Below are 22,296 nucleotides of genomic sequence, written 5' to 3'. Positions count from 1 at the left end.
CTCTGCCGAGCCGCATGATCACCGCCCCCTCACCGACGGTCGTCACGACCGTCACGGAACGGACCGGAGCGGGACCCATGTCTGCGGATGCCACCCCACAGCGCCCGGCGCACTCACCTCTCACCGAACGTCAGGAGGCGCGCCGTCGCCGCATCCTGCACGCGAGTGCGCAATTGGCCAGCCGGGGCGGCTTCGACGCGGTGCAGATGCGGGAGGTCGCCGAGTCCTCGCAGGTCGCCCTCGGCACGCTCTACCGCTACTTCCCCTCCAAGGTGCACCTGCTGGTAGCCACGATGCAGGACCAGTTGGAGCACATGCACGGCACGCTGCGCAAGAAGCCCCCGACCGGCGAGAGCGCCGCGGACCGCGTCGCGGAGACCCTGATGCGCGCCTTCCGCGCCCTGCAGCGCGAGCCGCACCTGGCGGACGCGATGGTGCGCGCGCTGACCTTCGCCGACCGCAGCGTCTCGCCGGAGGTGGACCAGGTGTCCCGTCAGACGACGGCGATCATCCTGGACTCGATGGGACTGACCGACCCCACACCCGAGCAGCTCTCCGCGGTCCGCGTCATCGAGCACACCTGGCACTCGGCGCTGATCACCTGGCTGTCCGGTCGCGCGTCCATCGCGCAGGTGCGCATCGACATCGAGACGGTGTGCCGGCTGATCGACGTGACCGACCCGAAGACCCCCGGGACGCGGGCGTAGGGCACGTGGTGCGCGTAGCGCGGTCGCGGTCGGCGCACACGGAGACCTACGAGGCGACCGGGGTTCTCCGTCCGGCCCTGGCCTGCGGCCGTCCGGTCCCTCAGTCCGTCCGTCGACGTCGGCCCCGGCGGATGCCCTGTCGTGCGGCGTCGCGCCCGAGTCGGCTACTCCGGTCGAACTCCCTCACTCGCCTCGTAGGCCTCTACCAGAATAGAACACGCGAACCCGAATAAAACCCCCTAAATCGAATATTTCTCACTCATCGGGCGGGAAGACCGCCTCGCCGTTCCCCACCAGCGTGATCATGATCGCCTCCACCGGACAGCTCTCCGCCGCGGCGAGCACCCGCTCGTTGGCGTCCATGTCCGGATCGGCCGGATGGGACTGCCGCGCCGTGTCCAGCCGGAAGCCGCCGGGTGCGTGGTGGACGCACTGGGCGGAACCGATGCACAGGGAGCGGTCCACCTCGACGTGCCAGCGGTCTCCCATCGCAGCTCAGCCCTCCCAGCCCGCCGGCAGGTGGATCATCTTGTGCTCCAGGTACTCGCCGAACCCCTCCGGCCCGAACTCCCGCCCCAGTCCGGAGTTCTTGTAGCCGCCGAACGGGCCGAGCATGTCGAGGCTGAAGGTGTTCACGGAGTACGTCCCGGTGCGGACCTCGCGCGCGATCTCGATGCCGTGCTGGACGTCGGCCGTCCACACGCTGCCGCTGAGCCCGTAGTCGGAGTCGTTGGCGATCTTGAGGGCCTCGGACTCGTCGCCGTAGGGCAGCAGGCAGATCACCGGGCCGAAGATCTCCTCGCGGGCGATCCGCATGGAGTTGTCGACGTCGCCGAAGAGGGTCGGCTCGACGTACCAGCCGCGCTCCAGGCCCGGCGGCCGTCCTCCGCCCGTGAGGATCTTCGCGCCCTCCTCCTGGCCGATGCGGATGTAGTCGAGGTTGCGGCGCTGCTGGCGCTCGGCCACCAGCGGGCCGACCTGGGTCTCCGGGTCCAGCGGGTCGCCCACGACCAGCGCGGCCGCCGCGGCGGCGAAGGCGTCGGCGAACTCGTCGTAGCGCGAGCGCGGCAGCAGGATGCGGGTCTGGGCGACACAGGCCTGGCCGTTGTTCATCCAGGCGGCCGAGACGATCCCGGGGACGGCGGTGGCGATGTCCGCGTCCGGCAGGACGACGGCCGCCGACTTCCCGCCCAGTTCGAGGGTGACCCGGGTGAGGTTGCGGGAGGCCACCTCCATGACCCGCTTCCCGGCCGCGACCGAACCCGTGAAGGAGACCTTGTCGACGCCGGGATGCCCGACCAGGTACTCGCTCACCTCGCGGTCCGCCGGGAGGATCGACAGCACGCCCTCCGGCAGCCCCGCGTCCCGCGCGATGTCCGCGAGGACGTACGCGTCCAGCGGCGTCTCCGGCGACGGCTTGAGGATCACCGTGCAGCCGGTGAGCAGCGCGGGCGCGAGTTTGGCCGCGGCGACGAACTGCGGGACGTTCCAGGGGACGACGGCGGCGACCACGCCGACCGGCTCGCGCCGCACGAGGATCCTGCCGAGCACGCCGTCACGCCGCTCCTCGTAGGTGAAGTCGCCGGCGACCTTGATCGCCGAGTCCCACACCATCATCGCGCCGAGTGCCTGCGCGAGGACGCTCCAGGAGTAGGGCGAGCCGTTCTCGGCGGAGATCACCCGGGCGAGCTCCTCGTGGCGCGCGAGGATGCCGTCCTTGATCCGGGTGACGACCGCGATCCGTTCGTCGAGCGGGAGCCGGGGCCAGGGCCCCTCGTCGAAGGCCTGCCGGGCGACCGCGACGGCACGGTCCACATCGGCCCGCGAGGCGTGCGGCACCCGCCCGATGACCTCCTCGGTGTGCGGCGAGATCACCTCGATGACGGCATCGCCCAGGGGGTCCGTCAACGTGCCGCCGATGAACAGCTGTCCGTGTTCCACGAGCTCGGCCATGGCCACTGCCTTCGTTTCTGACGGTATTTCAGAAACTGATACCAGTTCCGGTCACACTAAGCCAGTGCCACCACCGACCCCGCCCCCACCAGCAGCTTCTCCACCAAGAGGTATCACCGGGAGAGTCGGGCGGCACCGGGCCGTCCGGCGGTGGCCATGTCGACAAGCGACAGCAGTCGGCGACAGGCGGCGCGCGCATCGGCGCAGGTCAGCTCAACGCCCCACCATATCCGGTGACTTGAGCATCCATTGGAACCAGTTCTAATTAAAGTGGTCCACGGACAGGACGAGAATGCCCCTGACCAGCGGTTTCCCGATGATCAGGGGCGAGGGCGGAACCCGTGGGCCGTCAGAGGGCCGTCGGGGGCCTGCGGGCCGTCCGGTACATCTCGTCGACGGCCTTCCGCGTACGCGTCTCACTGCTCGGCATGAGATGGGTGTACGTGCGGAGCGTGAACCCGGCGTCGGCATGACCGAGGTAGACGCTCAGGGCCTTGATGCTCTCCCCGGAGTCGAGGAGTACCGAGGCGTAGAAGTGCCGCAACGCGTGCATGCCGTCCTCGCGGGCTTCCTTGTACCTCTCCCCCGGCCCGAGCTTGGGGATCACTCCTGCCGCGGCAAGCGCGGGCTTCCAGGCGTGCACGTTGAAGGCGTTGCGCCAGACCTCTCCGCCCTCGGTACCCGTGAAGTACAAGAGCCTGGTCACCGGCTCTCCGTCGGGGAGCATCCAGGGCAGCGTGACTTCGGCCGGCGGGAAGGCCGTCATGTGCTCGGCGAGCGCCAGGGCGATCGACTCGGGCAGCGGCACGTCACGGAGCTTGCCGTTCCTCGGAGGAGCGAAGACCAGCGTCCGTTCCACGACCTTGACCTGCTGGGTGACGCGCAGAACGCCGGACAGCGGATCCACCTCGTCGACGGCCAATCCGAAGATCTCACCTTGCCGAAGTCCGCATCCGGCTCCGACGTCGACCATGGCGCGGAACCACTCGGGCAGTCCCCGCCGCACGGAGAACACACGGTCTGCGGACCACGGCGCGACACGACCAGGGGCGGGCTTCGGGCGCCGGACCGAGCGCACCCCGCAGGGATTGCGCGCCAGGCGGCCGTCATCGACTGCGGCAACGAGTAGCGCCGACACGTTCCCGAAGATCACGCGGCGGGATGATCCGGCGCTTCCCGTGTCCTCCAGCTTGCGTATCCAGGCTCGGATGTCGGAGGGCTGCAGCGAGGAGAGCGGACGGCTTTTGAGGTACGGGAAGGCATGGAGCCGAAGGCGGCGCTCTGTGTTCTCCCGAGTCGTGGGGTCGGTCGTCTGCCCGGCCAGCCACTTGGTGGCGTACTGCTGGAAGGTGATCTTCCCAGCCTCGGGGTCAAGAGCCCGCGCACGGCGCGGGCGCGCGCCGCCTCTGCGGCGCGGCCGCCGCTCCCTAATGGCGCCGTAAGACGTTGGTCTTGATCCCCGCTGGCGAACGTCTTGCGCGAGCCGGCGTGCGGTGATCCGTAGCCGCTCCTGAGGCCTGACCTCCCGAGACAGAGTCGGCCCCGCATGCCGGCTCACTCGTTCGTTCCTCATCATGCGGGGGTGGCGGGGACGGCCCGCGCTCTGGCCTTCGTCCCGCGCGGACCGCCCCCGCCACCCCCGCCGAAGGACACAACAGCGGCATCGTTGGCTCGTGGTCCAAGCCGCCGCCAGGGAACACCTCTCACCGCTCGGCGAACACTCAGTTCCACAGCTGACCGAGACCCCTGACGACCGCTGGGATTGCGAACGACCGATCGGATGACGGGCCCCTGAGCCCTGCCATTAGGAAGACGCGCAACCCCTGCCCGGCGAGGACCCACACACCACCGCCAACCAGAGGACACCCCTATGACCAGCGTGTTCTGCGGTATCGACTGGGCCACCGACCACCACGACATCGCCCTTTTGGACGAGACCGGCACCCTCCTCGCCAAGCTCCGCATCGACGACAACACCGCGGGCCTCACCCAGCTCCTCGACCTCCTGGCCCGCCACGGCGACAACCCCGACAACCCGATCCCCGTCGCCATCGAGACCTCCCACGGACTCCTGGTCGCCTGCCTGCGCGCCACCGGCCGACCCGTCTACGTCATCAACCCGCTCACCGCCGCCCGCTACCGCTACGCACTCAGCCGCGAAAAGTCCGACCACCTCGACGCCAAAGTCCTCGCCCACATCCTGCGCACCGACCCCGCCGAACACCGCCCCCTGCCCGCCGACAGCCACCTCGCCCAGGCCATCACCGTCCTGGCCCGAGCCCAGCAGGACGCCGTCTGGGACCGCGTCCAGAACAGCAACCGGCTCCGCTCCCACCTGCGCGAGCACTTCCCCGCCTTTCTCACCGTCTTCAGGCACTTCCGCGAAGGCCTCGCCTCACCCGCCTGCCGCGCCCTGCTGGCCGCAGCTCCCACACCCACCCAGGCCGCCCAGCTCACCCGCCCCCAACTGCAGGCCATCCTCAAAAAGGCCGGCCGCCAACGCGAGATCACCAGCGAGGTCGAACGCCTCCACGCATTACTGCGCGAGCCCCAGATGCGTCAGCCGCCCCTTGTCGAGCAGGCGATGGGCATCAAGACCCTCGCCCTGCTCCGGCAGTTCAACGCCGCCTGCACCAGTGCCGACGAGCTGGAGGCCGCAGTCGTCGACGCCTTCACCGCCCACCAGGACGCCGAGATCATCACCAGCTTCCCCGGCCTCGGCAACCTCACCGGCGCCCGCGTCCTGGCCGAACTCGGCGACGACCACACCCGCTTCGCCACCGCCCGCGCACTCAAGGCCTACGCCGGATCCGCCCCCATCACCAGATCCTCCGGACGAAAGACCACCGTCCTGGCCAGGCACATCAAGAACCAGCGCCTCGCCTCAGCCGGCTACAACTGGGCCTTCGCAGCCCTCACCGCATCCCCAGGTGCCCGAGCCCACTACGACCACCGCCGAGCGGCCGAAGAACGCCACGTCGCAGCACAACGCAACCTCTTCAACCGCCTACTCGGTTGCCTCCACCACTGCCTCACCCACCACATCCCCTACGACGAACAGACCGCCTTCCCCGACACCACTTGACTGATCAACCGCATCGGATGTCTGCCTCCGCCCCGGCTGGCCGCGCCCGGCGGCGCGCTCGCGGCTGCGGGCATGAAGTGGGAGACACCCTGTGTGGCTGGGGCGGTCGGCTCCACGGCTTTAGGCAGCCACTTTGGGGGGAGCCTCGAAGATCATGGCCCCAACGTCGTGCTTTACGGGCAGGTCCACTGACTGCCCGACTCACCATCAGCTTACGGGGCCATGATCACTCCCCTCAAAGCCGCTCCGCCGACCTTTGCATGTTCAGTGACGAGAGGCCCCAGCACGGCACAGGAAGCGCTAATCTAACAACCCGCGAACTCAAAGAACGAGAGGTGCCGGTGACTACGCCACTGGTTGACGATGACTTCCCCGGGGTATATCAGTCAGCCGATAGAATTTCTAAAAGTGCCCAAAAGAGTCACTTGAGGTGGACGCGCGGTCGTCTACAACTTGCAGTACTAGCAGCAGCGGCTGGCATTTTTTCGGTGAGCAGCAAGGACGGCACATGGCCTGAGAAGGCAGCGACTGGTGTCGCCCTGGCTTCATTTACGGTAGCACTCCTGCTGGAAATCCATTTGCTGCGTAATAAGCCAGAGGATCGCTGGTATCACGGTAGAGCTTTGGCGGAATCGGCGAAAACATTGGCGTGGCGCTACATGACGGGCGCAGCCCCTTTCCCCTCCGACCTTCGCATGAATGAAGCTCGTGACATTCTATACGCCCGCATCCAGGACCTGGTGACAGAATCATTGCAGTTCCTGCCGGGAATTTCGATCGGCACGACACAGCTAACCCCAAGGATGGAGCAAATAAGAGAGCAGGGAACTGAAGTCAGGAAGCAACTTTATCTCGAACTGCGAGTCAAGGATCAAGAAGTCTGGTATACGACCAAAGCCAATCTCAACGAGCGAAATGGGCGCAAATGGAGATCTCTGCTGATCTCTTTCGAAGCTCTAGGCGCGGCCGCAAGTATTTCCATTCTCCTCGACATGACGGTAGTTGACATCGGAGCCGCCATCGCTGCGGCCATCGCGGCAGCAGGAGCATGGCTGGAGCTGAAACAGTACGACAACCTCGCCTCAGCGTATTCGCTAACGGCTATCGAGCTTGCCTTCGTGAGAGCCGCAGGAGAAAATACAAGCGCATCAGACGAGGCGGCATGGTCAAAATATGTCCTATCCGCAGAGCAAGCCATCAGTAGGGAGCACACCATGTGGCTCGCCCGCAGAGTGGGAATGCGTGCAATTAGGAGGAATTTCGAATGAGTAGCAGCAATCGCAGGATTCAGGCAGCGCTGGCGCAAAATCAACTGACAGCGATCTCGCGACAGTTGGAATATAAGGCGGACAGTGCCACTCGCCACAAGTGCTTCCTTAGCTATCATGCAGTCGATGCGATGGAAGTGCTGGATTTCGTAAATACCTTTGGCGACTTCTTCACCCCCAGGGCAATCGGAGTTTCTGAAGACGATCCGGTGATTCAGAGTGAAAATAATGACTACATTATGGATCGAATCCGAGAGAAATACCTCGCCGATACCACCGTTACCATCGTCATGATAGGAAAGTGCACTTGGGCCAGGAAGTTTGTTGATTGGGAGGTCTACAGCACGCTCCGCAAGGATAAGGTGAATCGCCTTAGCGGCCTGATGGCGGTGCAACTTCCAAGTGGTCGTGCTAGTGGCGCACCTTTGCCTGCTCGCGTAAACGAGAATGTCATACGCGAAAACGGCGAGGACGTCGGATACGCACGGTACTATTCCTATCCTGCCAGCGACGCTTCTCTCCGAAACTGGATTCATGATGCCTATTTGGCGCGCCAGAGCAGAAGTCGTTTGATTCTGAACGGACGCGCTCGCAAGATTAATAACTCTGCCTGTTCGTGATCTTCGGCCATACCGGAAATGTGTGAGGTGGGAAGTTGGACGGGTCTGTTCTGCCAGGGATGGACGAGGAGTGTTTCTTTATCGCTCCGATTGGAAGCGAGGGTTCCGACACGAGGAATCGCTCTGACGGAGTGCTTGATTTCATCGTCAAAAGAGCCGCCCAAGAGCTGAACCTGACTGCCGTACGCGGCGATCAGATTGCGGAACCTGGGCAAATCAACCTTCAGGTACTCGATCATATTTTGCGCGCCAAGGCTGCCGTGGCGGACCTTACGGGCCTTAATCCGAACGTGTTCTACGAGCTCGCTGTGCGGCATACGGCTAAGCTTCCCGTCGTACTCATCGCAGATAAGGAATGTGACGTCCCATTCGATATCGCGCAAATGCGAATCATCTCATTTGATTACACTGACCTCAGAAGCGCCGACAGTTGTCGAGCACAAATCGTAACTCACTTGCGGCAGGCTCTCACGAGCGGAAACGCAGAGAGCCCTATCTCTACTACGTTGGATGTCCTGTCTATGCAAGTCGGAAACCCCGTAGAAAGAACTGTGGCCGAGATCGTGACGAGCGTAGAAGAGGTGGCACGCACTCAACGCGAAATGTTGACGCAAATGGACCGTATGGCAATTAGCGCTAGAGGGCGTCGCAGTGATTCCGCTATTGAGCACGCATTGAATCGCGCGATCAAGATTAGGAGGGCGGGTGAGCTGCCGCCAGAGCAGATGAAGCGTGAGCTTGATGAAATCGTGGACGCTTTGGAATTTTCGCTAAATGGTCGAAGTTCTCTACTTCGTTCTCGGGCTGCCAGGCCCCCTTCGAAAGTAAATGCGGCAGACATCGATACCGATTCCGAAGAAGTCATCGGAGATATTTGAAATAGGTGCATATGCAAGACGGTAATTGGTGGCAGTAATGAACCTCTTTCATCCTGAATAGTCGCAGGTCAGTAGTACGTGGATGGCTTGGACGGTGCGGCTGATGCGGCGGGTGGAGGAGCGTGCTCTGCGCATGATGCGCCAGGATTTGAGCTGGGCGAAGGCGCGTTCGCCGGGGGCTCGGAGTCGGGCGTGGCCGCGGTTGAACTGCTCGTAGTGCTCGGGGTGTTCGCTGTGGTGGTAGGACGGGGTGCGGAAGGTGGCGCCGGCGCCCTGGCAGGCGCGGTCCGCGAGCACGAGGATCTGCCGGGTCAGGCAGGCTTGGACGATGCCGTGGGCGCGGGCCGAGGTCAGGTCATGCGTGCGGCCGGGTGTCGCGCGGGAGAACCACAGTGGTGTGCCGTCAGTGCGGGCGATGACCTGCACGTTCATGCCGTGCTTCTTGTGTTTCTGCGAGTAGTGCGGCTGATCGGCGCGGACGCGGTCGGTGGTCGCCCTCACCGAGGCCGGTGAGGGCTTCATGGAGGCCTGGGGCCCAGGAGGCCAGCGCCTCCAGGGCCTCGTCCACGTAGCGCCAGGCGGTGGCCTGCGATATCGCGAACCCGGCGCCGAGCTGGGCGAACGTCTCGTTCTTACGCAGGTGGACAAGCGTGAGCAGCGCCTGGTCGAAGCAGCCGAGCTTCCGCCAGCGGGTGTTACGCGCGCGGCGGTGCTCGTACAGCAGCCAGGCAACGTGCTCAACGAGCTCATGCGGGACGTCGAGAGTGGCAGGATACGGAACCAACAGGGTCCCTTCGGTCGCCGGTGTGCTGAGTGGAATCACCACGCCAACGACGAGGGGCCCTGCCTCATCACCACACCCACTGACCAGCCCTTTTCACCCGCCAGCACAGGATGAAAGAGGTTCACTGTCTGCTCAGCACTTGATGTCATCGGCGGCGAGAGCGGCGGGAATGCCGTGGGCCCGGGCCGCCGTCAGATCGTGGACGGCCCCGGGCAGGACATCGGAGGTCCAGATCAGACGGTCGGCTGGATCCGCGAGGACCTGCACGTCCATCCCGTACTGCTTCTTCCCGGAGTAGTACGGTCGATCGGCAGCACGGTGCCGTCGAGGATCACGTACGCCTTCTTCCGCACGGTCTCCATGGCCTGTTCCAGCGTGGGCGGGAGGCTGGCCAGGAGGTCGACGGCCCCGTGTATGTAGCGGTAGGCCGTGGCGGTCCCGATGCGGAGACCTGCTGCGAGGCGGGCGTCGGTGTCGCCGCAGCGCAGGTGGGCCAGGACGAGCAGGGCCTGTCGGCCGTAGGTCAAGCGACGCCACCGAGAGCCGATGCGGCGGCGGTGACCTGCGAGAAAACCAGAGAGGTGGCGCAGGGTGCAGCTGGACGAACCGATGGCGGACGGGTAGAGAGGCACACGAAAGCTCCTGGTGGACTGGTGATCTTGGTTATGGACCCGCCTACCAGGAGCGCCTCCATGTCTGCGGCCAAGGCCACCGTCCAACCTCCCGTCAGGTTGGAAACGGCTCAGCATCTGTCAACTATTGCTTCAAAATGCTACGAAACGATCAGATACCGAAAAATGAGGCCAGGGCGGCACGCCCTCTGTAGAGTCACCTGCATGACTCAGCAGTCTCAAGAGATGCCGACATGTTTCGTGGTATCCCCCATTGGGAGCGAAGATTCCGATGTGCGGATGGCTGCGGATGACTTCCTGGAGTTGCTTCTTGAACCGGTATTATCGAGCTATCGCTTCAAGGTAGTACGCGCCGATCGGATGGCGACGCCGACTGCCATCACGACGGACGTCATCCGCCTTGTTCAAGAGGCTGAACTTTGCATCATCGATCTGACCGGCCATAATGCGAATGTATTCTATGAGTGCGGCCGCAGGCATGAGACTGGTCGGCCGTTCATTCAAATGGTGTCGAAGAGTTGGGAAGAGCGACTTCCTTTCGATGTCGCCGGAATTCGCACGCTGACATACGATTTAAGTAATGCGCGGGCCGTTCTGGCATCTCAGAATGCACTTCGCGTATTCATTGATGCTATTGCGAGCGGGGAGGTGGATCAAAGGTCTACGGGGGCGTCCATGTCCACGGTCTCACAGAGCCTTCAAAGAATTGAGCGGAAACTCGACACGCTAACCTCGAATCGTGGCCGAGCCCTTAGCGCAGTAGGTGCCAGGGATAATCTTGACCTACTGATCATGTCGCCCCGCGATGCCTGGTTTAGCTGCATGCGATCGGGGGACCTTGCTGGTGCCATGGCGCAGATGGATCGACTCAAGCGAGCGGTCCCGTTGAAAGAATATTTAGGGGCCGTCTGCATTTTGCTCGCCGCGGGTCACGAGGAGACCTTTCCGCGTTTGGAAAACGAGATCAACAAATTGGTGGATAGTGCCAATGCTGGTGAGCTCGATGATCAGGGGTGGGGCGCCCTCGCTTCCGCAGCGGCTGGGCTTCGGCAATTTTTTGTAAATTACGGTCGCGCACGGGAAGGTGTTACATATGTCAGAGAATTAGTGTCGCGGCTCCCTGATGATGCAAATCGTTCTGATGAATTTGCAAAACTCTATAACGTTGTTGGCATGTTGGCGTGGGCCTGTCAGGATTTCGATGTTGTTATCGAATACACGCTGCGAGCCTACGGAAAATTTGACGGAGAGCCAGCATACGTCTATAACTTGCTCCTGGTGTATAAGGAGACGCGCGGGCAGGATGATCCCACTTTTCAGCAGTGGCTGGACCGACTTGCCGCATTCAATCGACTTCCTTTACGCCACCAGGAATACCTTGCGCAGCACGGGCGGGACTATTCTGGCGAAACGATCCCGGAGGGCGAGGGAGACGACTAAGCTTGGAGTCCCCAACACGTTCATGTTGCGATTTTCTGGTCGGGTGTGACCGGTCTGGCGATTCGGAGGACTGTGTCGGAAAACTGCACTACGTGGTGGATTAGGCTTTCGCCCTACTCCACCAGTTCAAGCGTCTTGCCGTCCGCTGGGCACGCCGTAAGGCCGCACTGGCAGCGCTATCGCCACTCGAAATGTATCCGTAACGAAAATGGCTCTTTGACTATTCCTGCAGAACTCGCGCAGCAGTGGGAACTGCAAATGAATGCGCCACACATCGAGCTGTCGGACGTGATCGCGAGCAGCTCCACCGCTATTTGCCTGCAATAGTTGGAATTTTTCAACCTCCACCTGATGAGTGAAGGGTTGGAGGGGCTCAGTGAACCTCTTTCATCCTGAATAGTCGCAGGTCAGTAGTACGTGGATGGCTTGGACGGTGCGGCTGATGCGGCGGGTGGAGGAGCGTGCTCTGCGCATGATGCGCCAGGATTTGAGCTGGGCGAAGGCGCGTTCGCCGGGGGCTCGGAGTCGGGCGTGGCCGCGGTTGAACTGCTCGTAGTGCTCGGGGTGTTCGCTGTGGTGGTAGGACGGGGTGCGGAAGGTGGCGCCGGCGCCCTGGCAGGCGCGGTCCGCGAGCACGAGGATCTGCCGGGTCAGGCAGGCTTGGACGATGCCGTGGGCGCGGGCCGAGGTCAGGTCATGCGTGCGGCCGGGTGTCGCGCGGGAGAACCACAGTGGTGTGCCGTCAGTGCGGGCGATGACCTGCACGTTCATGCCGTGCTTCTTGTGTTTCTGCGAGTAGTGCGGCTGATCGGCGCGGACGCGGTCGGTGGTCGCCCTCACCGAGGCCGGTGAGGGCTTCATGGAGGCCTGGGGCCCAGGAGGCCAGCGCCTCCAGGGCCTCGTCCACGTAGCGCCAGGCGGTGGCCTGCGATATCGCGAACCCGGCGCCGAGCTGGGCGAACGTCTCGTTCTTACGCAGGTGGACAAGCGTGAGCAGCGCCTGGTCGAAGCAGCCGAGCTTCCGCCAGCGGGTGTTACGCGCGCGGCGGTGCTCGTACAGCAGCCAGGCAACGTGCTCAACGAGCTCATGCGGGACGTCGAGAGTGGCAGGATACGGAACCAACAGGGTCCCTTCGGTCGCCGGTGTGCTGAGTGGAATCACCACGCCAACGACGAGGGGCCCTGCCTCATCACCACACCCACTGACCAGCCCTTTTCACCCGCCAGCACAGGATGAAAGAGGTTCAATGACTACTATCACCGGCGGCGAGAGACTGCATGCGCCAGACTGGGCGCTCTTCGAGCTGCTTCCCAGTGAACAGATAGCGCGGCAGTGAGTGAGGGCCAACCAAAGTCGACGACGAGCCCAGCGTGGGAAAGCCCATGTGGCCCGGGTGGCTCACGTTGGCAAGATTGCCCGCCGCGTACTGTCTGGTGGGCCTTTTGCTCATCAGGATCGCGGCCACCCAGCCCCCTGGGCCGTGCGAGGTCGGCCAACGCTGACAGAGGACGCCCCCGGGTGACCACCTCCACCCCTCTCTGGCCTGGGGCCCCGCAGATGATCTGCCACACTGGACGTGTTAGGCCTGCAGCCGGAGAACTAGCAGAGTGGGTCCGTGACGCCCGTACCCAACTGACCGCGGCTACAGGTCAATCGCTGATTGGCAGCGGCTCGTGACGGTGCCAAATCAGGTACCGGTCCTCACGGCGCAACTCCGCGGAACCCCACTCGATGCGCATGACGCCCTTGTCCATGGAGCAGGCGTAGGCGACCAGGACGAGCTGCACGTCTTCAGGAAGCAGCTCCAGGTCTGGATGCACCTCGGATTCGTCGAGTTCGCCCCAGTCCAGGTCGAATGCCGGCTGCCTGGGAGACGGGCCATGCCGCCGGATCAGGTCTGCTCGAAAGCCTGTGGCCCGACGGAGGCGTGCAGCCGTGACGAGCACGTCTTTCTTCGCGTAGCGGAGGGGGTGGATCAGGTGGCCGCGGACGAGCATCATCGTTCGTCCTTGCAGGCGCACAGCTTCCCCGAGCCCGGAGATGCCAGCGACAAGTTCCTCGTATTGCACCGCGTAGAGGCCGTGTCCGTACGCTTCGAGCGTCTGAGTGTGGACGCCCTCGTGCCCGGTCCGAGCACGGTCATGAGCCCGGAGGAGGCAGGCCGGGATGATGTCCGCCAGTTCACCGGCTATGTCCCCGAAGGTCTCACGGGCCCATTGACTGGCTGAACCCACGACGTACCGCCCTCCCCTGGTAGTCCTGCAGCACAGCACCAAGCAGCATCAACCTGAACCGTGCTGCCTCCAGGTGGGTCACACAAGGTGGCACCAGCGCACAAAGGGAGCGCACGCCACCCGAGCAGGCTCCCTGCACGTACCGCTCTCGCGGAGAAGTCCGGGCCTCCACCAGGAGCACCGGGCTGTGAGAGCTGAGCCGTCTCTTGGCCGTCCGGCAGTGACCAACGTCGACAAGCGGCGACAGGCGGCGCGCGCATCGGCGCAGGTCAGCTCAACGCCCCACCATATCCGGTGACTTGAGCATCCATTGGAACCAGTTCTAGTTATAGTGGGCCGATGGTCGGGTGACGGAGGGCAGATGAAGAGCAGTCCGGGCGGACCCAGCACGTTCGACCATGGCGGCGGAGTCCGCTCCTTGCGGGTGCCGATCCCCGACAACCCCCTCGGCCACACCCTCGTGTACGTCGTCGACACCGACCGCGGGCCGGTGCTGATCGACACCGGCTGGGACGACCCGTCCGCCTGGGAGGCCCTGACCTCGGGACTGACCGCCTGCGGCACGTCCGTCGAGGCCCTGCACGGGGTCGTCGTCACCCACCACCACCCCGACCACCACGGGCTGTCCGGGAAGGCGCGGGAGGCCTCCGGGGCGTGGGTGGCGATGCACGCGGCGGACGCCGCGATCGTGCGGCGGACCCGGGGGACGAAACCCGAGCGCTGGTACACGTACATGGCGGACAAGCTCACGGCCGCCGGCGCCCCCGAGGAGCACATCGCGCCCCTGCGCACGACTCCGGCCCGCCGCCGCACCCTGCCCGGCCTGGCTCCCGCCCTCCCCGACCGGGAGATCGTCCCCGGCGAGTTCCTCGACCTCCCCGGCCGCCGGCTGCGCGCGATCTGGACCCCGGGCCACACCCCGGGCCATGTCTGCCTGCACCTGGAGGAGGAACACCCCGCCCGGCTCGGCGGTCAAGGCCGACTGTTCTCCGGCGACCACCTGCTCCCGGAGATCACCCCGCACATCGGCCTCTACGAGGACCCGGACGACGACACCGTCACCGACCCCCTCGGCGACTACCTGGACTCCCTCGAACGCGTCGGCCGCCTCGGCGCCGCCGAGATCCTCCCGGCCCACCAGCACCCCTTCACCGACGCCCCCTCCCGCGTACGGGAGTTGCTCGCCCACCACGAGGACCGCCTCACCGGCCTCCTGGCCCTCCTCTCGGTCCCCCTCACCGCCTGGCAGGTCGCCGAACGCATGGAGTGGAACCGCCCCTGGGACCAGATCCCCTACGGCTCCCGCAACATCGCGGTCTCCGAGGCGGAGGCGCACCTGCGCAGGCTCGTGAAACAGGGCCGGGCGGAGGCGGTGACGGGGAGCGATCCGGTGACGTACGTAGCGGTGTGACGTCGTCAAACGATCGCCGTCGGCGGGTGTGACGCCGGTAAAGCGATCGCCGCGTCGCGGCCGCGCCTGTTAGACAGACGTATGGACCCTCTGGAGCGCCTCCTCGCCGAACGCGCCTGCGAGCGCCTCGTCGTCGACTTCGTCCACCGCCTGGACCTCGGCGAACCCTCCACCGTGGCGGAGCTGTTCACCGAGGACGGCAGCTGGGAGTGGCCGGCCGGCGAGCGGCTGGTCGTGGGGCGCGCGGCCCTGCGGGAGTACTTCGGCTCGCGGCCCGCCGACCGGCTGTCCCGCCGTCTGATGGCGAACATCCTCGTCACGGCCACCGGACCGGACTCCGCGCACGCGGTCTCGTACTTCTCGACGCACCGGGTCGACGGTTACGAGGGCGGCGTCGTCCCCGCCGGCCCGCCCGTCCAGGTCGGCCACTACGAAGATGCGTTCCGGCGCGTCGACGGCGGGTGGCTGCTGGCGCGGCGGGTGCTGTTCCTCCCGTTCGGAGGGCCGACACCGCACGCCGCTACGCCGTCAGCGACCTGACCAACTCAGCTGCCGGCGCGAGGATTTCCGTCTCCTGCGGGCTCATCGTCGGGTTGCCGGCCCGTCGCCGCAGCGCCTCCGCCAGCCCCTCCCCGGTGAGGCCGGACGGGTCGGCGAGAAGCGCCGTCAGCATCGCGCGGGCCGACGCCGCGACCGGCTCGGCGGACACCGCGACCTGGGCGAGGATCACCGCCGACGTCCCCCAGTCCAGGCCGGGGTCGCCCTCCTCCGCGTTCGCCCAGTCGATGACCCTCGGGCCTTCGGGGACGAGGATGACGTTGTCGGGGTGCAGGTCGAGGTGCAGGACGCGGGTGCCGTCCGAGCCTCGTCCCGGCACCGCGTGCAGAGCGCGCAGCAGCCCGGCGAGCATCCGCCCCGCCTCCCCCGCGTCCAGCGTGCCCGCCGTGAACGCCTGGAGCATCGTCGGCCCGTCCAGCCGTTCCATCACCAGGTCGGCGCGCGAGACGGGGGGCCGGACGGCCGGCGCCGGGTAGCCGTGCGCGCGCACATGCGCCATCACCGCCGCCTCGGCGACCGCGTCGCCCCACCCATTCCGGTCCCGGCGCAGCACCCAGGCCTCGTCGATCTCGTAGAGGTCGGCCGTGCGGCCCGAGCCGAGCAGTCTCCCCGTGGCCGACGCGAGCGGCCTCCCCATCGCTGGCATGAGCATGAACCTACGGTCTCCGGGGGCCCCTCGGGCCGATTCCTACCTGCCGGTAGAGTGGCCGCGTCGTCCACGCCCGTACAGGGGGAAGCCGGTGCAATTCCGGCGCTGCCCCTTCCCGAGCCCCGGCATCGCTCGCCCCGGGGAGGCCCCTGTCCGTAGAGCCGGATCGCCCGGTACGGGACGTGACCGGCTCGCGTGCGTCGGCAGTCCCGCCGTCGCACGGCACCGTCGAGGCATACGGAGCCGAGCCGCCGGGGTGTCCCGTGCTGCCCGGCTCCCCGACCGGGAGAGGCACCCGCCGATCATGAACGTCCGCCGTAGCGCCGCGGCACTCGCCGCCGCCACCGTCGTGCTGGGCGCAGCAGTCCCCGCCGTGGCCGCCACTCCGTCCCCCGTCCCGTCCACGGCGAAGCCCGCCGGGCTGTACGGGACCTCCGACCCGACCTACGACGGCGTCTGGCGTCAGTCGCTGGCCCTGCTCGCGCAGCACACCGTGGGCGTCACCCCCGCCGACGAGGCGGTGGCGTGGCTGTCCGGGCAGCAGTGCGCGAACGGCGCCTTCGCCGCGTTCCGCGCCGATCCCGCGGGGCCCTGCGACGCGAAACTGATGACGGACACCAACAGCACGGCCGCGGCCGTCCAGGCGCTGACCGCCCTCGGCGGTCACCGGGCAGCGGCGGACAAGGCGGTCGGCTGGCTGAAGTCCGTCCAGAACGCCGACGGCGGCTGGGGCTACTCCGCGGGCGGGGCGAGCGACGCGAACTCGACGTCCGTCGTGGCGGGGGCGCTGGCGGCGGCCGGGCAGCAGCCCGCGCAGGTGCGGAAGGCCGGGAAGTCGCCGCTCGACGCGCTCGGGAAGCTCTCCCTTCCGTGCGGCGGGGACGGCGGCGGCGCGTTCGCCTACCAGCCGGACAAGAAGGGCGCCCTCGTGGCCAACGCGGACGCGACGGCGGCGGGCGTGCTCGGCGCCCTCGGCGAGGGCTTCGCGGCGACGGCCGCAAAGACCTCGGCGGTCCCCGTGTGCGGCGGCACGCCCGGCGCGCTCACCCCGGCCGACCTCGCCCGCAACGGCGCCGCCCACCTCGCCGCGGCGGTCACCGCGACCGGCCACCTCACGTCGGCCCTGCCCGGCGCCGAGGACCAGCCCGACTACGGCAACACCGCGGACGCGGTCGTCGCGCTCGCCGCCCAGGGCGCGGCCGAGCAGGCGGCGAAGCCCCTCGCCTGGCTGCGGCAGAACGCGGCGGCCTGGGCGAAGCAGAGCGGCCCGGCCGCCTACGCCCAGCTGGTCTTCGCGGCCCGCGCCACGGGCGCCGACCCGCGCGCCTTCGGCGGCACGGACCTGGTCGCACAGCTGAATGCGACGGGCCCGACCCCGCAGGCCACCTCGCCGGCCGGCGACGCCCGTAAGAAGACCGACGCCGACACCGACAAGAAGAGCGACTCGGGTTCCGGCTACAGCGTCTGGCTGATCGTCGGCGTCTTCCTCGTCGCCGGCATCGGCATCGGGTTCCTGATCAGCGCACGCGGCCGGAAGCGGCAGCCGTGACAGGCCGTCGTGTCGCCCTCCTCCTCGCCGCGCTGTCGCTCCTCCTGACCGGCGCGGCCGGCGTGGTCGGCGCCGCCGGCCCGGCCCGGGCTGCGGGCTACCGCTACTGGTCGTTCTGGGACCGCGCCGGCGACCGGTGGACGTACGCGACCCAGGGGCCGTCCACCGCCCGCCCGGCCGACGGCGACGTGCAGGGCTTCCGGTTCGCCGTGAGCGCGGACTCCCAGGACGCGTCGCAGCCGCGCGGCGCTGCCTCGTTCGCGGCGATCTGCGCCCGGACGCCCGCGGAGGACGGCGCCAAGCGCGTTGCCCTGGTCCTCGACTTCGGCACGGCGGCGGACGCCCCCGGCGGCGAGACGCCTCCGGCGCCCTCCCCACGCACGGCGTGTGCCCGGGTGTCCTCCGACGCGACGACGGCCGAGGCGCTCGCCGCCGTCGCGAAGCCCCTGCGCTACGACGCGAACGCCCTGCTGTGCGCGATCGCCGGCTACCCGGAGACGGGCTGCGGGGAGCAGGTGGCGACGGACGGATCGACGGACGGATCGACGAGCGGGACGCAGCCGCCCGCGCCGCAGCCGAAGGCCGGCGGCGACGGCAGCAGCGGCGGCAGCGGCGGCAGCGGTCCGTCGCTCGGCGTGTACGGCGGCGCGGCGGCCGTGGCCGTACTCGCTGCGGCAGCGGTGTGGCAGGCACGACGGCGGGGTTCGCGCCGGAATGGCTGACCGCCGCTCCCGCCCGCAACTCCACCCCGCCGCCTGGTGGCTCTGGGCCCTCGGTCTGGGCACCGCCGCCACGCGTACCTCCAACCCGCTCCTCCTCGGCCTGCTCCTCGCGGTGTCCGCCTACGTCGTCGCCGTGTGCCGCCCGGACACGCCCTGGGCCCGCTCCTACGCGGCGTTCCTCAGGCTCGCCCTCGCCGTGCTGGTCGTCCGGATCGTCTTCGTCGTCGTGCTTGGCTCCCCGATCCCGGGCACGCACGTCCTCGTCACGCTCCCCGAAGTCCCGCTTCCGCACTGGGCGCAGGGCATCCGGCTGGGCGGCGCCGTCACGGCCGAGGGCCTGCTCTTCGCCCTCTACGACGCCCTGCGCCTGGCGACCCTGCTGGTGTGCGTGGGCGCGGCGAACGCTTTGGCCAGTCCCTCCCGCCTGCTGAAGACCCTGCCCGGAGCGCTCTACGAGACGGGCGTGGCGGTGGTGGTGGCCATGACGTTCGCCCCGAACCTCATCGCGGACGTCCACCGGCTGCGCGCCGCACGCCGGCTGCGGGGCCGCCCGGACCGGGGTGTGCGCGGCCTGCTCCAGGTGGGCCTGCCGGTCCTCGAGGGCGCGCTGGAACGCTCGGTGGCCCTGGCCGCAGCCATGGACGCCCGCGGCTACGGCCGCACCGCCGACGTCCCCGCCCCCGTCCGCCGGACGACCGCCGCCCTCACCCTGGGCGGTCTGCTCGGCGTCTGCGCGGGAACGTACGGCCTGCTCACCGCGGCCGGCGGCGCCTACGGACTGCCGGTGCTGCTCACCGGGGTCGTCGCCGCCCTCGCCGGGCTGCGCCTGGGGGGCCGCCGTTCCCCGCGCACCCGGTACCGTCCGGACCGCTGGACGCCGCGGGCCTGTCTGGTCGCCGCCTCCGGCGTCACCGTCGCGGCCCTCCTCGTCGCCGCCGCGTCCGCCGACCCGGCGGCCCTGCACCCCGGTGTGGTGCCGCTGACCGCGCCCGCCCTTCCGCTCTGGCCGGCGGCGGCCGTCCTGATCGGCCTGCTGCCCGCGTTCGTGTCCGAGGAGCCGTCGTGATCCGTTTCGAGAACGTCTCCGTGACGTACGCCGGCGTCGCCGAACCCGCCGTCGCCGGCGTCGACTTCGAGATTCCCGAGGGTGAACTCGTGCTGCTGGCGGGCCCGTCGGGGGTGGGCAAGTCGACGCTCCTGGGCGCGGTCAGCGGCCTCGTCCCGCACTTCACCGGCGGCACCCTGCGGGGCCGGGTCACGGTCGCCGGCCGTGACACCCGCACCCACAGACCGCGTGAACTCGCCGACGTCGTCGGCACCGTGGGCCAGGACCCGCTCTCGCACTTCGTGACGGACACGGTCGAGGAGGAACTCGCCTACGGCATGGAGTCGTTGGGCCTCCCGCCGGAGGTGATGCGCCGGCGCGTCGAGGAGACCCTGGACCTGCTCGGCCTGGCCGGCCTGCGCGACCGCCCCATCGCCACCCTCTCCGGCGGCCAGCAGCAGCGTGTCGCGATCGGCTCGGTGCTCACCCCGCACCCCCGGGTGCTCGTCCTGGACGAACCGACGTCCGCGCTCGACCCGGCCGCCGCCGAGGAGGTCCTCGCGGTCCTGCTCCGGCTGGTCCACGACCTCGGGACGACCGTGCTGCTGGCGGAGCACCGGCTGGAGCGCGTCCTGCAGTACGCCGACCAGGTCGCCCTGCTGCCCGCCCCCGGCGCGGCCCCCGTACTCGGCGCACCGGCGGACGTCATGGCCGTGTCCCCGGTGTTCCCGCCGGTCGTCGCCCTGGGCCGGCTGACGGACTGGTCGCCGCTGCCGCTGACCGTGCGCGACGCCCGCCGAAGGGCCGCCGGCCTGCGGGAACGCCTCGCCGCACGGGAAGCCCCCCGAGACACCGGCAACGCGCCCGTCGTCACACACGGCGACATACACGGCGGGTCGGCGGCAGCGACGGCGGAACCTGTGCCTGCGTCGGTCGTCGAATCGCCGGCGCAGAAGTCAGCACCGGCACCGGCACCGGTCGCCGAACCCCCGGCACAGACGCCGTCCGCGAGGCTCCGGGCCCGTCGCCTCCTGCGCCGCGCCCCTGCCCCTTTCCTTTCCCGTTCCCGTTCGTCTTCCCGTTCCCCGGAGGCGCCCACCGCTCCCGCGCCCCCCGCCGAGGCCCGTGCCCTGGGCGTCCGCCGGGCCGGCGTCCAGGCGTTGCGCGGCGTCGATCTCTCCGTCGCGCCCGGCGAGACCGTCGCCCTCATGGGCCGCAACGGCGCCGGCAAGTCGACGCTGCTCAACACGTTCGTCGGCCTGGTCGAGCCGTCCGCCGGAACGGTCCGCGTGTCGGGTGCCGTCCCGCACCGCGCCTCGCCCCGCGATCTGGTCCGCCGCGTCGGACTGGTCCCGCAGGAGCCGCGCGACCTGCTGTACGCCGACACGGTCGCCGCCGAATGCGCGGCCGCCGACCGGGACGCAGGGGCCGAGCCCGGCTCCTGCCGCGCCCTGGTCTCGGAGCTGCTGCCCGATATCGGGGACGGCGTCCACCCCCGCGACCTCTCCGAGGGCCAGCGCCTCACCCTCGCGCTGGCCGTCGTCCTCACCGCGCGCCCGCCGCTCCTCCTCCTCGACGAGCCGACCCGCGGCCTGGACTACGCGGCGAAGGCCCGCCTGGTCGCCGTCCTGCGCGGGCTGGCCGCGGCCGGTCACGCGATCGTGCTGGCCACGCACGACGTGGAACTCGCCGCGGAACTGGCCCACCGGGTGGTGCTGCTCGCCGAGGGCGAGGTCATCGCGGACGGCCCGACGGCCGAGGTCGTGGTCTCCTCGCCGTCCTTCGCCCCGCAGGTGACGAAGATCCTGGCCCCGCAGCGGTGGCTCACGGTCACGCAGGTGAGGGAGGCGCTGCGATGACGGCCCGACCCGGACGGCGTCCCCGTCCCGTCCGGCTGGGACCGCGCTCCCTGGCCGCGCTGACGCTGGTCGGCGCGGTGGGCGTGGTCGCCTTCGGCTGGCCCTTCCTGGCCCCGCCCGCCTCCGCGCTGAACGCCCACGCGCAGGACGCCCCCTGGCTCTTCGCGGGCCTGCTGGTGCTGCTGGTGGGGGTGGTCGCGGCGACGATCTCGGAGTCCGGGCTGGGCGCGAAGGCGGTGGCGATGCTCGGCGTCCTGGCGGCGACGGGCGCGGCGCTGCGTCCGCTCGGCGCGGGGACGGCGGGCATCGAGCCGATGTTCTTCCTGATGGTGCTGAGCGGGCGGGTCCTCGGTCCGGGCTTCGGCTTCGTCCTCGGCTCGGTGACCATGTTCGCGTCCGCGCTGCTCACCGGCGGGGTGGGCCCGTGGATGCCGTTCCAGATGCTGGCGATGGGCTGGTTCACGATGGGCGCGGGCCTGCTGCCGGGCGGCGACCGGCTGCGCGGCCGTGCGGAACTGCTGCTGCTGTCCGCCTACGGCTTCCTGGCCGCCTTCGCCTACGGCACGGCGATGAACCTGGCCGGCTGGCCCTTCATGGGCACGCTGGCCTCGGGCGTCGCCTTCGATCCGGACGGGACGGTCCCGGCGAACCTGGCCCGCTTCGTGGCGTACTGCGTGGCGACGTCGCTGGGCTGGGACCTGGGGCGGGCGCTGGTCACGGTGCTGCTGACGTGCACGCTCGGTCCGGCGGTGCTGAAGGCGCTACGCAGAGCCACCCGCCGGGCCGCCTTCGAGACCGCGGTCACATTCGAGGCCCCTCGGACGCCCTCCGAGCACCGTTGACCGGTGAACCACCCCACATGACCCACATCACCTACTAACTTCCCTAGTCGGCCGAATCG

At 68.2% G+C, this 22,296-nt stretch carries 18 protein-coding genes and 4 pseudogenes; 13 read left to right on the top strand and 9 right to left on the bottom strand.

The genetic code is table 11. The features are described 5' to 3' along the window. The first annotated feature begins 77 nt into the window (after window positions 1–77). Entirely contained in the window at window positions 78–707 is a 630-nt protein-coding gene (locus tag OHS82_RS30070; protein ID WP_057583434.1) for a TetR family transcriptional regulator, read from the top strand. 255 nt (window positions 708–962) lie between these two features. Here the strand turns inward: OHS82_RS30070 and OHS82_RS30065 are convergent, their stop codons facing one another. The 4 genes and pseudogenes from OHS82_RS30065 to OHS82_RS43575 all read right to left on the bottom strand — a co-directional run. After that, complete coding sequence (locus tag OHS82_RS30065; RefSeq protein WP_057583134.1) at window positions 963–1,196, bottom strand: ferredoxin; 234 nt, start codon at window positions 1,194–1,196, stop codon at window positions 963–965. A 6-nt stretch (window positions 1,197–1,202) separates the two neighbouring features. Further along, on the bottom strand, window positions 1,203–2,660 hold the full coding sequence (locus tag OHS82_RS30060) for an aldehyde dehydrogenase (protein ID WP_328434962.1): 1,458 nt from the start codon (window positions 2,658–2,660) through the stop codon (window positions 1,203–1,205). Between the two features lie 349 nt (window positions 2,661–3,009). Further along, window positions 3,010–3,582 (bottom strand): tyrosine-type recombinase/integrase, encoded by a 573-nt coding sequence (locus tag OHS82_RS43580; protein WP_443061845.1) that lies wholly within the window; start codon window positions 3,580–3,582, stop codon window positions 3,010–3,012. Between the two features lie 219 nt (window positions 3,583–3,801). Continuing rightward, window positions 3,802–4,233: pseudogene (locus tag OHS82_RS43575) on the bottom strand (phage integrase central domain-containing protein); the annotation flags it as partial. 297 nt (window positions 4,234–4,530) lie between these two features. Here OHS82_RS43575 and OHS82_RS30050 point away from each other — a divergent pair. The 4 genes from OHS82_RS30050 (at window position 4,531) to OHS82_RS30035 (ending at window position 8,511) form a co-directional block, all read left to right on the top strand. Further along, the gene (locus OHS82_RS30050; RefSeq protein WP_328434960.1) at window positions 4,531–5,745 is read left to right on the top strand and encodes an IS110 family transposase; all 1,215 of its coding nucleotides are present in this window, start codon (window positions 4,531–4,533) and stop codon (window positions 5,743–5,745) included. 17 nt (window positions 5,746–5,762) lie between these two features. Then, entirely contained in the window at window positions 5,763–7,013 is a 1,251-nt protein-coding gene (locus tag OHS82_RS30045; RefSeq protein WP_328434959.1) for a DUF4231 domain-containing protein, read from the top strand. Continuing rightward, window positions 7,010–7,633, top strand: a complete 624-nt coding sequence (locus OHS82_RS30040; protein WP_328434958.1) for a TIR domain-containing protein — start codon at window positions 7,010–7,012, stop codon at window positions 7,631–7,633. Before OHS82_RS30045 ends, OHS82_RS30040 begins: the two co-directional genes overlap by 4 nt. A gap of 131 nt (window positions 7,634–7,764) precedes the next feature. Then, window positions 7,765–8,511, top strand: a complete 747-nt coding sequence (locus OHS82_RS30035; RefSeq protein ID WP_328434957.1) for a hypothetical protein — start codon at window positions 7,765–7,767, stop codon at window positions 8,509–8,511. A gap of 48 nt (window positions 8,512–8,559) precedes the next feature. Here the strand turns inward: OHS82_RS30035 and OHS82_RS30030 are convergent. Both OHS82_RS30030 and OHS82_RS30025 read right to left on the bottom strand, forming a co-directional pair. Then, window positions 8,560–9,337, bottom strand: a pseudogene (locus tag OHS82_RS30030) (transposase family protein). Window positions 9,338–9,433: 96 nt separating this feature from the next. Beyond that, window positions 9,434–9,927 (bottom strand): annotated as a pseudogene (locus OHS82_RS30025) (transposase family protein); the annotation flags it as partial. Window positions 9,928–10,131: 204 nt separating this feature from the next. On the opposite strand from OHS82_RS30025, the gene OHS82_RS30020 reads away from it, so the two are divergent. Beyond that, window positions 10,132–11,367, top strand: coding sequence for a hypothetical protein (locus tag OHS82_RS30020; RefSeq protein WP_328434956.1), 1,236 nt, complete (start codon window positions 10,132–10,134; stop codon window positions 11,365–11,367). A gap of 387 nt (window positions 11,368–11,754) precedes the next feature. Here OHS82_RS30020 and OHS82_RS30015 read toward each other — a convergent pair. Then, window positions 11,755–12,532, bottom strand: a pseudogene (locus OHS82_RS30015) (transposase family protein). Between the two features lie 485 nt (window positions 12,533–13,017). Beyond that, on the bottom strand, window positions 13,018–13,602 hold the full coding sequence (locus tag OHS82_RS30010) for a hypothetical protein (RefSeq protein WP_328434955.1): 585 nt from the start codon (window positions 13,600–13,602) through the stop codon (window positions 13,018–13,020). A 361-nt stretch (window positions 13,603–13,963) separates the two neighbouring features. On the opposite strand from OHS82_RS30010, the gene OHS82_RS30005 reads away from it, so the two are divergent. Continuing rightward, window positions 13,964–15,013 (top strand): MBL fold metallo-hydrolase, encoded by a 1,050-nt coding sequence (locus OHS82_RS30005; protein WP_328434954.1) that lies wholly within the window; start codon window positions 13,964–13,966, stop codon window positions 15,011–15,013. 81 nt (window positions 15,014–15,094) lie between these two features. Further along, window positions 15,095–15,553, top strand: coding sequence for a nuclear transport factor 2 family protein (locus OHS82_RS30000; RefSeq protein ID WP_057583128.1), 459 nt, complete (start codon window positions 15,095–15,097; stop codon window positions 15,551–15,553). Here OHS82_RS30000 and OHS82_RS29995 read toward each other — a convergent pair. Then, complete coding sequence (locus tag OHS82_RS29995) at window positions 15,534–16,223, bottom strand: phosphotransferase (protein ID WP_328434953.1); 690 nt, start codon at window positions 16,221–16,223, stop codon at window positions 15,534–15,536. The two genes, OHS82_RS30000 and OHS82_RS29995, sit on opposite strands and share 20 nt — an antisense overlap. A 301-nt stretch (window positions 16,224–16,524) precedes the next feature. Between OHS82_RS29995 and OHS82_RS29990 the strand changes: the two genes are divergently transcribed. From OHS82_RS29990 to OHS82_RS29970, 5 genes are read left to right on the top strand one after another with little or no spacing between them, the layout of a single operon-like run. After that, entirely contained in the window at window positions 16,525–17,769 is a 1,245-nt protein-coding gene (locus tag OHS82_RS29990) for a prenyltransferase/squalene oxidase repeat-containing protein (protein ID WP_328434952.1), read from the top strand. Continuing rightward, window positions 17,766–18,491, top strand: a complete 726-nt coding sequence (locus OHS82_RS29985) for an SCO2322 family protein (protein WP_443061808.1) — start codon at window positions 17,766–17,768, stop codon at window positions 18,489–18,491. The genes OHS82_RS29990 and OHS82_RS29985 overlap by 4 nt, the downstream gene beginning before the upstream one ends. Next, the gene (locus tag OHS82_RS29980; protein ID WP_057583119.1) at window positions 18,484–19,557 is read left to right on the top strand and encodes an energy-coupling factor transporter transmembrane component T; all 1,074 of its coding nucleotides are present in this window, start codon (window positions 18,484–18,486) and stop codon (window positions 19,555–19,557) included. The genes OHS82_RS29985 and OHS82_RS29980 overlap by 8 nt, the downstream gene beginning before the upstream one ends. Then, window positions 19,554–21,395: an ABC transporter ATP-binding protein gene (locus OHS82_RS29975; RefSeq protein ID WP_328434951.1), complete on the top strand. Its 1,842-nt coding sequence runs from the start codon at window positions 19,554–19,556 to the stop codon at window positions 21,393–21,395. Before OHS82_RS29980 ends, OHS82_RS29975 begins: the two co-directional genes overlap by 4 nt. Beyond that, a complete protein-coding gene (locus OHS82_RS29970) occupies window positions 21,392–22,237 on the top strand; it encodes an ECF transporter S component (protein WP_328434950.1) in 846 nt (281 codons plus the stop codon). Before OHS82_RS29975 ends, OHS82_RS29970 begins: the two co-directional genes overlap by 4 nt. Window positions 22,238–22,296 lie beyond the last annotated feature (59 nt).

Origin of the sequence: Streptomyces sp. NBC_00425, assembly GCF_036030735.1 — a bacterium.
GTDB lineage: Bacteria > Actinomycetota > Actinomycetes > Streptomycetales > Streptomycetaceae > Streptomyces.
The sequence above is the reverse complement of the archived record's forward strand: the minus strand, read 5'-3'. Positions and strand labels throughout refer to the sequence as shown.

Excerpts from the sequence above, each read along its gene's own strand:
- OHS82_RS30070 (WP_057583434.1), top strand. The coding sequence starts at position 78 with ATGTCTGCGGATGCCACCCCACAGCGCCCGGCGCACTCACCTCTCACC.
- OHS82_RS30065 (WP_057583134.1), bottom strand. The coding sequence starts at position 1,196 with ATGGGAGACCGCTGGCACGTCGAGGTGGACCGCTCCCTGTGCATCGGT.
- OHS82_RS30060 (WP_328434962.1), bottom strand. The coding sequence starts at position 2,660 with ATGGCCGAGCTCGTGGAACACGGACAGCTGTTCATCGGCGGCACGTTG.
- OHS82_RS30050 (WP_328434960.1), top strand. The coding sequence starts at position 4,531 with ATGACCAGCGTGTTCTGCGGTATCGACTGGGCCACCGACCACCACGAC.
- OHS82_RS30045 (WP_328434959.1), top strand. The coding sequence starts at position 5,763 with ATGTCTGCCTCCGCCCCGGCTGGCCGCGCCCGGCGGCGCGCTCGCGGC.
- OHS82_RS30040 (WP_328434958.1), top strand. The coding sequence starts at position 7,010 with ATGAGTAGCAGCAATCGCAGGATTCAGGCAGCGCTGGCGCAAAATCAA.
- OHS82_RS30020 (WP_328434956.1), top strand. The coding sequence starts at position 10,132 with ATGACTCAGCAGTCTCAAGAGATGCCGACATGTTTCGTGGTATCCCCC.
- OHS82_RS30005 (WP_328434954.1), top strand. The coding sequence starts at position 13,964 with ATGAAGAGCAGTCCGGGCGGACCCAGCACGTTCGACCATGGCGGCGGA.
- OHS82_RS30000 (WP_057583128.1), top strand. The coding sequence starts at position 15,095 with ATGGACCCTCTGGAGCGCCTCCTCGCCGAACGCGCCTGCGAGCGCCTC.
- OHS82_RS29995 (WP_328434953.1), bottom strand. The coding sequence starts at position 16,223 with ATGCTCATGCCAGCGATGGGGAGGCCGCTCGCGTCGGCCACGGGGAGA.
- OHS82_RS29990 (WP_328434952.1), top strand. The coding sequence starts at position 16,525 with ATGAACGTCCGCCGTAGCGCCGCGGCACTCGCCGCCGCCACCGTCGTG.
- OHS82_RS29980 (WP_057583119.1), top strand. The coding sequence starts at position 18,484 with ATGGCTGACCGCCGCTCCCGCCCGCAACTCCACCCCGCCGCCTGGTGG.
- OHS82_RS29970 (WP_328434950.1), top strand. The coding sequence starts at position 21,392 with ATGACGGCCCGACCCGGACGGCGTCCCCGTCCCGTCCGGCTGGGACCG.